General features: G+C 72.4%; 13 protein-coding genes. 7 read left to right on the top strand and 6 right to left on the bottom strand.

Annotated features, from left to right (window positions below):
• Positions 1–132: 132 nt before the first annotated feature.
• Positions 133–312 (top strand): hypothetical protein, encoded by a 180-nt coding sequence (locus MCBG_RS05395; RefSeq protein WP_043324402.1) that lies wholly within the window; start codon positions 133–135, stop codon positions 310–312.
• 9 nt (positions 313–321) lie between these two features.
• Here MCBG_RS05395 and MCBG_RS05390 read toward each other — a convergent pair whose 3' ends face one another.
• Positions 322–687, bottom strand: a complete 366-nt coding sequence (locus MCBG_RS05390; protein ID WP_051610953.1) for a hypothetical protein — start codon at positions 685–687, stop codon at positions 322–324.
• 165 nt (positions 688–852) lie between these two features.
• Here MCBG_RS05390 and MCBG_RS05385 point away from each other — a divergent pair, with 165 nt between their 5' ends.
• On the top strand, positions 853–1,593 hold the full coding sequence (locus MCBG_RS05385) for a neutral zinc metallopeptidase (RefSeq protein WP_043330177.1): 741 nt from the start codon (positions 853–855) through the stop codon (positions 1,591–1,593).
• Between the two features lie 115 nt (positions 1,594–1,708).
• A complete protein-coding gene (locus MCBG_RS05380) occupies positions 1,709–2,347 on the top strand; it encodes an HAD family hydrolase (RefSeq protein WP_043324400.1) in 639 nt (212 codons plus the stop codon).
• A 52-nt stretch (positions 2,348–2,399) separates the two neighbouring features.
• Here the strand turns inward: MCBG_RS05380 and MCBG_RS05375 are convergent, their stop codons facing one another.
• From MCBG_RS05375 to MCBG_RS05360, 4 genes are all read right to left on the bottom strand, one after another.
• Positions 2,400–4,949, bottom strand: coding sequence for an ABC transporter permease (locus MCBG_RS05375; RefSeq protein ID WP_043324398.1), 2,550 nt, complete (start codon positions 4,947–4,949; stop codon positions 2,400–2,402).
• Positions 4,949–5,713, bottom strand: coding sequence for an ABC transporter ATP-binding protein (locus tag MCBG_RS05370; RefSeq protein WP_043324396.1), 765 nt, complete (start codon positions 5,711–5,713; stop codon positions 4,949–4,951). Before MCBG_RS05370 ends, MCBG_RS05375 begins: the two co-directional genes overlap by 1 nt.
• A gap of 261 nt (positions 5,714–5,974) precedes the next feature.
• On the bottom strand, positions 5,975–6,658 hold the full coding sequence (locus MCBG_RS05365; protein ID WP_043324394.1) for a response regulator: 684 nt from the start codon (positions 6,656–6,658) through the stop codon (positions 5,975–5,977).
• A gap of 606 nt (positions 6,659–7,264) precedes the next feature.
• Positions 7,265–8,179, bottom strand: coding sequence for a RecB family exonuclease (locus MCBG_RS05360; protein ID WP_043324392.1), 915 nt, complete (start codon positions 8,177–8,179; stop codon positions 7,265–7,267).
• 118 nt (positions 8,180–8,297) lie between these two features.
• Here MCBG_RS05360 and MCBG_RS05355 point away from each other — a divergent pair, with 118 nt between their 5' ends.
• From MCBG_RS05355 to MCBG_RS05345, 3 genes are all read left to right on the top strand, one after another.
• Entirely contained in the window at positions 8,298–9,440 is a 1,143-nt protein-coding gene (locus MCBG_RS05355) for a M50 family metallopeptidase (protein ID WP_369799271.1), read from the top strand.
• Positions 9,437–10,381, top strand: coding sequence for a tRNA (adenine-N1)-methyltransferase (locus MCBG_RS05350; protein WP_043324388.1), 945 nt, complete (start codon positions 9,437–9,439; stop codon positions 10,379–10,381). Before MCBG_RS05355 ends, MCBG_RS05350 begins: the two co-directional genes overlap by 4 nt.
• A gap of 175 nt (positions 10,382–10,556) precedes the next feature.
• A complete protein-coding gene (locus tag MCBG_RS05345; protein WP_043330176.1) occupies positions 10,557–11,129 on the top strand; it encodes a hypothetical protein in 573 nt (190 codons plus the stop codon).
• 61 nt (positions 11,130–11,190) lie between these two features.
• Here MCBG_RS05345 and MCBG_RS05340 read toward each other — a convergent pair whose 3' ends face one another.
• On the bottom strand, positions 11,191–11,484 hold the full coding sequence (locus tag MCBG_RS05340) for a ferredoxin (protein ID WP_043324386.1): 294 nt from the start codon (positions 11,482–11,484) through the stop codon (positions 11,191–11,193).
• A gap of 177 nt (positions 11,485–11,661) precedes the next feature.
• On the opposite strand from MCBG_RS05340, the gene arc reads away from it, so the two are divergent.
• Complete coding sequence (arc, locus tag MCBG_RS05335) at positions 11,662–13,443, top strand: proteasome ATPase (protein ID WP_043324384.1); 1,782 nt, start codon at positions 11,662–11,664, stop codon at positions 13,441–13,443.
• Positions 13,444–13,589: the final 146 nt, after the last annotated feature.

Below are 13,589 nucleotides of genomic sequence, written 5' to 3'. Positions count from 1 at the left end.
GCGGCTCGGCGGACTACCGTCACCGGAGTACGGGCCGACGCCGGACCAGGCGGCGCGTCCACGCCCCCGCCGTCGGCGTTGACGTGGCGGAAACGCCCGAGGGCGAGCATGGGTACGACGAAAGGGGCGGACATGACCGACGAGGTGACGTCGCAGGTCCCGCCGGACCCGGCTCCCGTGCTGAGCGCGCCCGCCGGCACCGGGCCGGTCGGACCGCCGAGCAGCCTGGACCTGTGGGCGCGTGCCCAGGTGCTGCACCGCTGCTTCGGCGACGACGACGGCGAACCGCACATCATGCGCGGCCTGGACTGACCACGCCGCTCAGCGCACCGTCACGCCGGCCCGCGCCAGCGTCTCCCACCAGGACGCGAGGTCGGGCACCGGCTCGGCGCGGGCGCTGAGCTCGTCCAGCCGCCGCAGTTGTTCCCTGCTCGGTGACGGTGAGACGGTGGCGCCCACGCCGACCAGGGCGTACCGGTGGCCGCCGACGGTGAGCAGCATCGTGCCGAAGATCGTTCCCCGGGCCTCGACCTGCCCGACGGGCGCGGCGAACACCTCCGCGCCGTGCCGGTCGCCGGCCCGCAGCCAGCCCTCGTCGAGGGTCATCAGCACCGGCACGCACCGCAGGCCGTTCCAGAGGCTACGTCGCCAGTAGACAATTCCGGCGTACGACGGGTGCGGCTCCATCCCGGCGACGGTACCCGGGCCGATCCAGCGTGACCGGCGCGGGCGCCCGGGAGGCCGTCGCCTGGTGAACGTTTCCCGGCGGCCGTGCGTGTGAGCCGGTGAGCATCACCGGCGTCCGCCGGGGGTACTGCTGCGGGACACGGGTACGAAAACCGGGAGGTCATGGTGGGGGACAGGGCGGGACGTCAGGGGCGCGGGCCGATCGCCGGGCTGGTGGTGGCCGCGCTGGTCGCGGCCGGCTGCATGGCCGGCGGCGTCGACCAGGGCGAGCCGCAGCAGCCCGTACCCCCGCGCAGCGCGCAGCCCGAGTCGCAGACCACCCGGGCGGACGGCACCACGAGCGTCGCCGAGTTCAAGCAGGACATCGAGGACGCGGTCCGGCTGGCCGAACGGTACTGGGCGCAGCAGTTCCGCGCCTCCGGTCAGCGGTTCACCCCGATCCGGCGGGTGGTGCCCTACAGCCGGGAGGGCGAGGTGGCCTGTGCCGGGCAGGGCCTGCCGCGCAACAACGCGGTGTACTGCTCGGCCGGCGACTTCATCGCCTACGACGTGAACTGGTCGGTGGCGGCGTTCCGGCAGATCGGCGACGCGTTCCTGTTCTACCTGCTCGGCCACGAGTACGCCCACGGCATGCAGGTGCGGCTCGGCATCCGCTACAACTTCACCATCCAGCAGGAGCTGCAGGCCGACTGCATGGCCGGGGCGTACCTCGGGGACAGCGTGCGCGCCGGGGTGCTGGAGCTGGAGGACGGCGACCTGGAGGAGTTCCGGGAAGGGCTGCTGGCGGTCGGCGACGACCCCGACCAGCCGTGGTTCGCCGAGGGCTCGCACGGCACCGCCGAGCAGCGCAGCGATTCGTTCTTCCGGGGATACGAGAAGTCGCTGGGCGCGTGCGGTCTCGGGTGATGCCGCGGGTCACCAGGGGCGGGGACGGTGACGGGCGGGCCCGGCGTGGCTGGCAGGATCGGCGGGGTACCCGTATCGAAGGAGGCCCCCGCTGAGCAGCAAGCACCCCGCCGCCGTGCTCTTCGACATGGACGGCACGCTGGTCGACAGCGAGAAACTGTGGGACGTCGCGTTGCAGGAACTGGCCGCCGTCTACGGCGGTGTCCTGTCCGACGACGCCCGCCGTGCGATCGTCGGCACCGGGATGGCCGACGCGATGCGGATCGTGCACGACGACCTGGGCCAGCCGGAGCGGGACGTGCAGAAAAGCGCCGACTGGATCAGCGCCCGGATCCTGGAGCTGTTCCGCACCGGGCTGCGCTGGCGTCCGGGCGCGCTGGCGCTGCTGCGGGCGGTACGGGACGCCGGCATCCCCACCGCGCTGGTCACCTCCAGCGGCCGGTCCCTGGTCGAGGTGGCCCTGGACACGCTGGGCCGGGACAGCTTCGACGCGGTGGTCTGCGGCGACGAGGTGGACGCGGCCAAGCCGCACCCGGAGCCGTACCTGACCGCCGCGCGTCTGCTGGGCGTACCGGTCGAGCGGTGCGTGGCGATCGAGGACTCACCCACCGGCGTGGCGAGCGCGCTGGCAGCCGGTGCGGCGGTGCTGGCCGTTCCGGCCGAGGTGCCGCTGGCGCCCGCCGACGGCGTACACCAGATGGAGAGCCTGCTCGGGGCGGACCTGGAGCTGCTCGCGGCGCTGCTCAACCGTTAGGAAGGGCCCCTTCTTATGCACGAGGCGTTAAGAAGGGGCCCTTCCTTTCACGTCAGTCGTGGGCGATGGCGCCCAGGACGTTGATCCGCGCGGCGCGGATCGCCGGCAGCACCGCGGCGACCACGCCGATGATCGCGGCCAGGATCAGGAACGTCACCATCTGACCCCACGGCAGGATCAGGTCGGTGATGCCCTCGTCCTTGAGCGCCTCCACCACCGCCGCGCCGAGACCGGTGCCGACCACCACGCCGAGCAGCGCGCCGAAGATGGAGATCACCACCGCCTCGACCGTGATCATGCGCATGGTCTGGGCGCGGCGCAGGCCGATCGCCCGCAGCAGACCCAGCTCCCGGGTGCGTTCCAGCACCGACAGCGCGAGCGTGTTGATGATGCCCAGCACGGCGATCACGATGGCCAGCGCCAGCAGGATCTGGATCATCTGGAGCAGGGAGTCCAGCTGACCGGTCTGCTGCTCGATGAACCCGGCCCGGTCGGCCACCGACACCTCGGGGCTGTCCGCCAGCAGCCGCTCGATCTGCGGCTGCACCGCGTCCACCGACGTGCCGGGGGCGAGCTGCAGGAAACCCTGGATCGGCTGCGGGATGGCGAAGTCCGCCGTTGCCTGCGGCGGCAGCGTCACCGGGTTGGTCAGCTGTGAACTCTCGTAGATGCCGCTGACCGTGTAGGTGCGGGCGTCGCCACGGGACAGCTGCACCGGCACCGTCGAACCGACGCTGAGGTTGCGTGCCTTCGCGGTGTCCGAGCTGACCAGCATCTGGTCCGGCGCCAGCTTGCTGATGTCACCGGCGGCGGCCTTCGCCCCGAAGATCTGCTGCAGCGCGGCCACGTTGCTCGACACGGCCACCCAGGTCCGCTCGCCGCCGACCACTGCCATGTCGCCGTACTCACCGTCGACCATCTGCACGCCCGGGATCGCGGCGGCCTTCTCCAGGACCGCCGGGTCGAAGCTCGCCGGACGCGGCCCGGACGTGGACCCGGAGATCACCAGCTCCGCCTTGATGGTGTCCTCGGCCAGCGCGCCGATGCTGCCCTTGGCCGAGTCCAGGATCACCGTCACGCCGGTGACCAGGGCGATGCCCACCATCAGCGCGGCGGCCGTGATCGCGGTACGGCGCGGGTTGCGGCCCGAGTTGAGCCGGCCCAGCTTGCCCGGCACCGACCAGGAGAACATCGCGCCGAGCAGCGAGACCACCGGCCGGCTGATGATCGGGGTCAGCAGCGCCACCCCGATGAACGCGAACAGCACGCCGCCGAGGATGGTCGCCAGGGTGCTGTCGCCGGCGTGCCCGCCGAGACCGAGGAACAGCAGCACCGCGCCGATGCCGGTGACCACGGCACCGCCGATGGTGACCTTGGTCAGCGGCCGGTCCGGCGTGGCCACGTCCTGCATCGCGGCGATCGGCGGGATGCGCGAGGCGCGCAGCGCCGGCAGCAGCGCGGCGACCACAGTGATGAGCATGCCGACCGCGAACGCGCCGATCACCGCCGAGGCGGGCACGCCCAGCCCGGCCAGGGTGAGACCCCCGGCGAGCTGACCGAACAGGTACGCCAGCAGCGCGCCCACGCCGATGCCGGCGGCGAGCCCCAGCACCGAGGCGATCAGGCCGACCGCGAGCGCCTCCAGCACCACCGAGCCGATGACCTGCTTGCCGCTGGCCCCGATCGCGCGCATCAGGGCCAGCTCACGGGTGCGTTGCGCCACGATGATCGAGAACGTGTTGAGGATCAGGAACGTGCCGACCAGCAGCGCCACCGCGGCGAACCCGAGGAGGATCTTGTTGAAGAACGACAGCCCTTCCTTGAGGCCGGCCGAGGCGTCGGCGGCGAGGTGCTCGCCGGTCTTGACCTGGTAGTCGGCGCCCAGCGTGCGGGCCAGCTCGTCGCGCAGCGCGGCCGGCGTGGTGCCGTCGGCGGCCTGGACGCTGATGTTGCTGAACACGTCCGGCTTGCCCAGCATCAGCTGCTGCGCCACCGGGGTCGTGAAGTGGACCTCGTTCGCGCCACCGATCGAGTCCCGGCCGCCGCTGTAGCCGAACACGCCGACGAGCGTGAACTCCTTCTTCGGGGCGAGGGTCAGCACGCCGACCCGGTCGCCGACCTTGACCTTGCCCGCCTCGGCCAGCGCGGCGTTGATCACGATCTCGTCGTCGGCCTGCGGGCCGCGGCCCTCGCGCAGCTCCAGCAGGTCGCTCTCACCGAGCCAGTTCTGGCCCAGCTGCGGCGGGCCGAACGAGGTGACCACCTTGCCGTTGCTGCCGATCATCCGGGCACCCTCGGCGGCCACCACACCCTCGGCGTCGGCGACGCCGGGCACCGCCTTGACCCGGTCCAGCACCGACGCCGGCATCGGGGTGCTCAGCGGCATCCCCTCCGCCGTGGAGACGTCGATCTTCGGCTTGGCCTCGACGCTCACGTCGACCTCGGCGTACGCGTCGGCGAAGACCGCGTCGAAGGACCGCCCGAGCGTGTCGGTGAGCACGAACGCGCCGGAGACGAACATGACGCCGAGCACCACCGCCAGCCCGGACAGCAGCAGGCGCAGCTTGCGCGCCAGCAGGCTCTTGAGCGTTGCCCGCAGCATCAGTTGCCCACCTCGACCGGGGCGTCCAGCTTCTTCATCGTGTCCAGCACCGTCTCGGCGGTCGGCTCGATCAACTCCGAGACGATCTGCCCGTCGGCGAGGAAGACCACCCGGTCGGCATACGCGGCGGCGGTCGGGTCGTGCGTGACCATGACGATGGTCTGGCCGTGCTCGCGTACCGAGTTGCGCAGGAACTTCAGCACCTCGGCGCCGGAGCGGGAGTCCAGGTTGCCGGTCGGCTCGTCCGCGAAGATCACCTCGGGGCGGGCCACGAGTGCCCGGGCGCACGCCACGCGCTGCTGCTGGCCACCGGAGAGCTGCGCCGGGCGGTGCCCGAGCCGCTCCCGCAGGCCGACCGTGTCGATCACGACGTCGTACCAGGCCGGGTCGGGCTTGCGCCCGGCGATCGACAGCGGCAGCAGGATGTTCTCCTGCGCGGTGAGCGTCGGCAGCAGGTTGAACTGCTGGAAGATGAAGCCGACCTTGTCCCGGCGCAGCTTCGTCAGACCGGCGTCGTTGAGACCGGTCACAGTGGTGTCGCCGATCATCACGGTGCCCTTGGTCACCGTGTCCAGACCCGCGAGGCAGTGCATCAGTGTGGACTTCCCGGAACCCGACGGCCCCATGATCGCGGTGAACCGGCCGCGCTCGAACTCGGCGCTCACCCCCCGCAGCGCGGCGACCTGCGCCTCGCCGCTGCCGTACACCTTCCACACATCGTTCGCCCGGGCCGCGGCCTGCTCTTGGCCTACCGTCGCGGTCACGTCATGTACCTCTTCCGTCTGTCGTTCTCAATGCCGCACCGCCCCCGCTGGTCGGTGCGGCGGAATCCATCCTCGGGGTCGCGAGCCCGAAAGCCCTCCGACCTGGGGTGGAATCCGTGCCGATCTTCCGGTGAGGGTCGACCCCCATCCGGGCTCAGGGTGACCCCTGACCGGCCGGCGGCGCCGACGCTAGAGCCTCACCCGGCGTGATGGTCAACACATCAGCCCCGCCGCTGGTCACGGTAGGTGACCCGCGCCACCTCACCGCCCCGGACGAACCAGACCCGTCTCGTACGCGAGCACGACCGCCTGAACCCGGTCGCGCAACCGTAGCTTCGTCAGCACGTGCCCGACATGGGTTTTCACAGTCGTCTCGCTGACCGACAGCACCCGGGCGATCTCCGCGTTGGACAGACCGCGCGCCATGTGGGTGAGCACCTCCCGCTCCCGGTCGGTCAGCGGGTCCAGTGCCCGCGCCGGCGCGGCGGCCGGATCGGGCAGCATCTCGGCGAAGCGGTCCAGCAGCCGGCGCAGGATGCGCGGAGACATCGCCGCGTCCCCGGCCGCCACCGTGCGGATCGCCGCGACCAGGTCCTCGGCCGGCACATCCTTGGTCAGGAACCCGCTGGCGCCGGCCCGCAGCGCCCCGACGACGTGTTCGTCCTGCTCGAACGTGGTGAGCACCAGCACCCGAACCGGTAGCCGCGCGGACACGATCGCGCGCGTCGCGGTCACCCCGTCCATCCGCGGCATCCGGATGTCCATCAGCACCACGTCGGGCAGCAGCCGCCGCGCCAGGCCCACCGCCTCCGCGCCGTCGCCGGCCTCACCCACCACGTCCAGGTCGTCCTCCGCGCCCAGTACCATCCGGAATCCGGTACGCAGCAGCGGCTGGTCGTCGGCGAGCAGAACCCGCACCGGCCGGGACACGGCGCCGTCGGTCATGCGTCCCCCTCGTCGTCCGGGCGGCGGTCCGGCCGGGACCCGTCGGCGCCGGCACGCGCGCGATCCGCCCGGCGTGAGCCGGGCCGCGGTAACCACCGTAGAGGTCACCGGTCGCGCGGTCGCCGATCAGGCCGCCCCGATCCCGCAGGTTGGCCGGGCTCCGCGCGCTCAGGCCCGCCCGGGATCGCAGGCGCTCTGCGCGCCGGGTCCGCGCGGATCGTGGGCGGTCTGTGTGCCGGGCTCGCGGGCGCTCCACGGTGGTCCGGCACCGCGATCGTCCGTGGGACGATCCGATACCCGATTCGTCCGACGGGCGACCCGGCGCCGGATTCACCCGGCCCGGGGAGCGCCGCGCGCCGCGCTCGGCGAACCCGTCCCGGCTGGTGGTGCACGCCCGCACGCATGATCCACATCTGTTCGGGAGGTGGCTGCATCGCACCCCCGTCGACCCCGCCACCTCGCCGGAGTGGTGCGCGTACCCGGTCATCCGCGACCGGAAGGGCCGGCGGCGGGGGCGGGCGGTCAGTTCTACCACCACCGAGCGGGCCACCGCGGTGTGGTCGGTCCCCTCCACGGCGCTCTGCCCGCCTCGGGCGGGAGCGGAGGTTACTCGTCGGCGCCGGGCGCCACCGGGCGGGAGCGGGCGTCCACCAGCGGGTCGGGCGCGGCGGCGGCCACCGGGAACGGCGGCGGCGTGCCGCCGTAGCTCGGGCACAGCGCCTGGTGGCTGCACCAGTCGCACAGGCGGCTCGGGCGGGGCCGGAAGTCCTGCCGGGCGGTGGCCTGCTCGATCGCCCGCCACAGCGCCACCACTGTGCGCTCGAAGCGCACCAGCTCGTCGGCGTCGGGGGCGTAGTCGCAGACCTCGGCGTCCTTGAGGTAGAGCAGGCGCAGCACCCGCGGCACCACGCCCCGGGTGCGCCACAGCACCAGGGCGTAGAACTTGAGCTGGAACAACGCCCGCGCCTCGAACGCCTCGCGCGGCGCGCCGCCGGTCTTGTAGTCGACCACTCGCAGCGCGCCGTCGGGCGCCACGTCGAGCCGGTCGAGGTAGCCCCGGATGAGCAGTTCGTCGTCCACCACCGCGGAGATCAGCGCCTCCCGCTCGGCCGGCTCCAGCCGGCGCGGGTCCTCCACCGCGAAGTAGCCGTCCAGCAGCGCCGTCGCCGACCGGAGGAACTCCTGCGGCCCGGCGGTGTCGCCGTCGGCGAACAGCGAGGCCAGCTCCGGCTCCTCGGTGACCAGCCGGTCCCACTGCGGCGCGACCAGATCGCCCGCCGACTCAGGGGTGCGGGCGGCGGCCGGAAGGTCGAACAGCCGCTCCAGCACGGCGTGCACGAGCGTGCCCCGGGCCTGCTCGACAGTCGGCCGCTCGGGCAGCCGGTCGATGCTGCGGAACCGGTAGAGCAGCGGGCAGGTCTTGAAGTCGGCCGCCCGGGACGGCGACAGCGACGCCCGCACCGTGACCGGCGCCGGTGCCGTCTGGTCGCCGTGGCTGTCGATCATCGGTTCCGCCGTCATGCCCGGAAGGTTAGGCCACGCCTGTGACACCGCCACCGTCGCCGCACCGGAGCATGATCGGATCTCCCTCTCAGTGACCGCGGCGGCCCGCCGCGCACGCTCACGTAGCATCGGGCCGGTGCAGCAGCGGAGCCGAGGACCCCGCCGGCCGGGGCTCAGCCTCGGCCGGGTGCTCGGGGTGCCGCTGCGCGTCGACGCCTCGATGCTGCTGCTCACCGTCGTCGTCACGGTGCTGTACGCGGCGCTGGCCCGCCGCCAGCTCGACCTCGGCCCGCTCGGCGGCTACCTGGTCGGGTTCGGCTTCGTGGTCTCGCTGCTCGGCTCGGTGCTGCTGCACGAGCTGGGGCACGCGCTGACCGCCCGCCGCTACGGCATCGGTGTGCGCGGGATCACGCTGGAACTGCTCGGCGGGTACACCGAGATGGACCGCGACGCACCCACGCCGCGGATCGAGCTGCTGATCTCGCTGGCCGGGCCGGCCGTGTCCGCCGTACTCGGCGCCGGCGCGGTCGCCGCCACCCTCGCGTTGCCCGCCGGCACTCTCGGCCACCAGCTCGCCTTCCAGCTCGCGGTCAGCAACGTCGTGGTGGCGATCTTCAACAGCCTGCCCGGTCTGCCGCTGGACGGCGGGCGGGCGCTGCGCGCCGCGGTGTGGGCGCTCACCCGCGACCGGCACCGCGGCACCGAGGTGGCCGGCTGGGTCGGCCGGGCCGTCGCGCTGGGCACGTTGGCGCTGGTCGTGGTGCTCACCATGCGCCGGGCGCTGGCCCCGCTGGCCCTGCCGCTGCTGCTGCTCGTCGCGCTGACGCTGTGGCGCGGCGCCGGCCAGTCCATCCGGCTGGCCCGTATCGGCCGGCGCCTGCACCTGGTCGACCTGGCCCGGCTGGCCCGCCCGCTGCTGCCGGTGCCCACCGGCACGCCGCTGGCCGAGGCCCAGCGCCGCCGCGACGAGGCGGCCACCCCGGACGCGGCGCTGGGCGTCGTCGACTCCGCCGGCCGTACCGTCGCCGTGGTCGACCCGGCGCGCGCCGCCGCCGTACCCCCGGAACGGAGGCCGTGGGTCGCGGTGGATGAGGTGGCCCGCGACCTGTCCGCGGTGCCGGCCCTGCCGGTCGGCGCGGACGGCGAGCGGGTCCTGGAGACCGTACGCACCCACCCGGGCGCGCAGTACGTCGTGACGGCAGGCGAAGATGTGGTCGGCGTGCTGCATATCGCGGATCTCGCCCAGCTCCTGGAACCCAAACGGAAGACGAACACGTGACCGTAGAGATCTCCACCGTCCCGGCGTTGCCCCCGGTCCACCGCGGGCCGTTCCGGCCGGGCGACCGGGTCCAGCTGACCGACCCCAAGGGCCGGATGCACACCGTGACGCTGGAGCCCGGCAAGGAGTTCCACACCCACCGGGGGATCCTCAAGCACGACACCCTGATCGGCCTGCCCGACGGCAGCGTGGTCACCACCGCCGGCGGCGGCACCGCGTTCCTGGCGCTGCGGCCGCTGCTGTCGGACTACGTGCTCTCCATGCCGCGGGGCGCCCAGGTGATCTACCCGAAGGACTCGGCGCAGATCGTCGCCATGGGCGACATCTTCCCCGGCGCCAAGGTGCTGGAGGCCGGCGCCGGGTCCGGCGCGCTGTCCTGCTCGCTGCTGCGGGCCGTCGGCACCGAGGGCGAGCTGCACTCGTTCGAGCTGCGCGACGACTTCGCCCAGATCGCCCGCCGAAACGTGGAGGCGTTCTTCAACGGCCCGCACCCGGCCTGGAACCTGCACGTCGGCGACGTCGCCGACTGCGCTGAGACCGGTTTCGACCGGATCATCCTGGACATGCTGACGCCGTGGGAGATGCTCGACATGGTCGAGCGGGCGCTGGTGCCCGGCGGCGTGCTGATCGGCTACGTGGCCACCACGCCGCAGCTGTCCGAGCTGGTCGAGGCGCTGCGCGAGCGTGGCGGCTGGACCGAGCCGCGCGCCTGGGAGTCGCTGGTGCGCGACTGGCACGCCGAAGGGCTGGCGGTCCGCCCGGACCACCGGATGATCGCCCACACCGCGTTCCTGGTCTCCGCCCGCAAGCTCGCCCCCGGGGTCACCGCGCCGCCGCGCCGCCGCAAGCCCAGCAAGGGCGCCGAGGCGTACGCGCAGCGCCGCGACGCCCTGCGCGCCGCCGCCGCGGCCCGCGCGGAGCAGGAGCCGCAGGAGTCCTGACCCCCGACGCGCGGGCGCGCGCGTACGGGCGGATCATGTGTGCCGGTGGGCACGACACCTGAGCGGGTGGAGACGGTGGCATGAGCGAGCGGATCGGGGCGCGCGTCGGGCGGCGCGCCCGTGCCGGTGACCTGGACCGGTGGCAGCACGGCGGCGCGGCCCGGTGGGAGGCGGCGTGAGCAACCCCGGTTACGGCAACGGTGACCTGCCCGCCGTCTTCCCGGACTGGTCGCCCTACACCGACCTGGAGTCGGCCGCCCGCGCGTACCTGCGCGACCCGGACATCGCGCTGGAGGCGCTCGACGGTGTGCTGCGCGGCGCCTCAGTGCTCGGCTTCACGCTGGAGCGGTTCGTCAACGAGGTGAACGGCGTGTGGCAGGAGGTCGTCGTCTGCGACGGCAGCCGGCTGGTGCTCTGGCACGGCGAGGACGTGCCGCCGGGGGAGGGGCCGCCCGGCGCGATGACCTCGTCGCTGCGGGTGGTGCCGCTGTCGACAGTCACCGAGGTCGGCTGCCGGCGGCGGCTCATGCGGGCCGAGAACGGCACCGTACGGGTCGACAGCATCGACGTGTACCTGCTGCTCAGCTCCCTGGACGAGGCGCCGCCCAGCGACGAGGTGGCGGGCGCGCCCCGGCACGACGCGCTGCGTTTCGGCAAGACCCTCGACGACGGCGGGGCGGGGCAGATCGCCCGGCTGGAGGAGTTCGCCCGGCTGGTCGCCTCGGTGGTCGGCCGGCCCCTGCTCTGAGGCGGACGAACGACGGGCCGGGGACGTGTGGTCCCCGGCCCGTCGTGCAGCTGTCCGGGCCTCAGTCGTCGGCCTCCGGGCCGGCCACCTCCACGCCGTCGCTGCCGCGCACGACGTGGATGCACTCGCCCGGGCACTCCTTCGCCGAGTCGATCACCTCGAGGCGCAGGTGTTCCGGCACGTCCACCCGGGCGCCGGGGGCCTGCCGCAGTTCGCCGTCGGGGCCCTTGACGTACGCCAGGCCGTCGACGTCGAACTCGAAGACCTCCGGCGCGTACTGCACGCAGAGCCCGTCACCGGTGCAGAGGTCCTGGTCGACCCAGACCTGCAACTGGTCGGTCGCGACGTCGGTCACGAAGCACCCCCCATGTTCTCCCGTCCCACGCTCCGACGGTACCCGAACGCCCGTACCCACCCCGCGACCAGCCCTTCGCGATCAAGCTTCGGTGACGAGCGCGTTGCTGTGGACCGAATCGGGCTCATAGCGGCTAGTGTTAGGTCAGAACGTTCAAGCCCCCCGGGGAGGTGGGACGTGGCACGCAGCGACGACGCGGACTCGCGCGCCGCACGGTGGGAAAAGGAAGCCCACGATCTCTCCACGCAGGTCGCGTTCCTGCAAGAGGAACTCGCTCTGGTGCGGCGCAAGTTGACCGAAAGCCCTCGACACGTCCGGCAGCTCGAAGAGCGGCTGGCGGCCACCCAGGCCCAGTTGGCGCGGCTGACCGAGAACAACGAACGGCTCGTGAGCACCCTCAAGGAGGCTCGCGCGCAGATCGTGACGCTCAAGGAGGAGATCGACCGGCTCGCCCAGCCACCGAGTGGCTACGGCGTCTTCCTGGCCAAGCACGACGACGGCACGGTGGACGTGTTCACCGGCGGGCGCAAGCTCCGGGTGGCGGTCTCGCCGTCGCTGGAGGCCGACGAGCTGCGCCGTGGCCAGGAGGTCCTGCTCAACGACGCGCTCAACATCGTCGACGCGTTCGGTTTCGAGCGGGTCGGCGAGGTCGTGATGCTCAAGGAGATCCTGGCGGGCCCGGACGGCGCGCCGGGTGACCGGGCGCTCGTGGTGTCGCACTCCGACGAGGAGCGGATCGTGCACCTCGCCGAGACCCTGATCGGCAGCGCGATCCGGGCCGGCGACTCGCTCATGATCGAGCCCCGCTCGGCGTACGCCTACGAGCGGATCCCGAAGAGCGAGGTCGAGGAACTGGTCCTGGAGGAGGTGCCCGACGTCAACTACGAGGACATCGGTGGCCTCCAGGCGCAGATCGAGCAGATCCGCGACGCGGTGGAGCTGCCCTTCCTGCACTCCGACCTGTTCCGTGAGCACCAGCTCCGGCCGCCGAAGGGCATCCTGCTCTACGGTCCGCCCGGCTGCGGTAAGACGCTGATCGCCAAGGCGGTGGCCAACTCGCTGGCCAAGAAGATCGCCGAGCGGGAGGGCAAGGAGCGGCACACCAGCTTCTTCCTCAACATCAAGGGCCCGGAGCTGCTCAACAAGTACGTCGGCGAGACCGAGCGGCACATCCGGCTGATCTTCCAGCGGGCGCGGGAGAAGGCCGGTGAGGGCACTCCGGTGATCGTGTTCTTCGACGAGATGGACTCCGTGTTCCGCACCCGCGGCTCCGGCGTCTCCTCGGACGTGGAGAACACCATCGTCCCGCAGCTGCTCAGCGAGATCGACGGCGTGGAGGGCCTGGAGAACGTCATCGTCATCGGCGCCTCCAACCGGGAAGACATGATCGACCCGGCGATCCTGCGTCCCGGCCGGCTCGACGTGAAGATCAAGATCGAGCGGCCGGACGCCGAGGCGGCGAAGGACATCTTCTCCAAGTACATCCTCGCCGGCCTGCCGCTGCACGCCGACGACCTGGCCGAACACGGCGGCGACGCCCAGGCCACCGTCGCGGCGATGATCGACGCGGTGGTCCTGCGGATGTACTCCGAGACCGAGGAGAACCGCTTCCTCGAGGTCACCTACGCCAACGGCGACAAGGAAGTCCTCTACTTCAAGGACTTCAACTCCGGCGCGATGATCCAGAACATCGTCGACCGGGGCAAGAAGATGGCCATCAAGGAGTTCCTCACCTCCGGCCGCAAGGGGCTGCGCCTGCAGCACCTGCTCGACGCCTGCGTCGACGAGTTCCGGGAGAACGAGGACCTGCCCAACACCACCAACCCCGACGACTGGGCGCGCATCTCCGGCAAGAAGGGCGAGCGGATCGTCTACATCCGCACGCTCGTCTCCGGCGGCAAGGGCGCCGAGGCCGGACGGTCCATCGAGACCGCCAGCAACACCGGCCAGTACCTGTAGTCCGACCCTGCGACGAAGGCCCGTGGCACACCCGCCACGGGCCTTCGCGCGTACGCAGGGAAGCCGCCACACCGGACCCGGCGCTGCCGCCACGCCCCCTCGGCGCGTCACGCCGACTACGCTCGACATGACGGGGACCGGGACGG

The organism is Micromonospora sp. M42 (genome assembly GCF_000568915.1).
Classification (GTDB): Bacteria; Actinomycetota; Actinomycetes; order Mycobacteriales; family Micromonosporaceae; genus Micromonospora; species Micromonospora chalcea.
The sequence above is the reverse complement of the archived record's forward strand: the minus strand, read 5'-3'. Positions and strand labels throughout refer to the sequence as shown.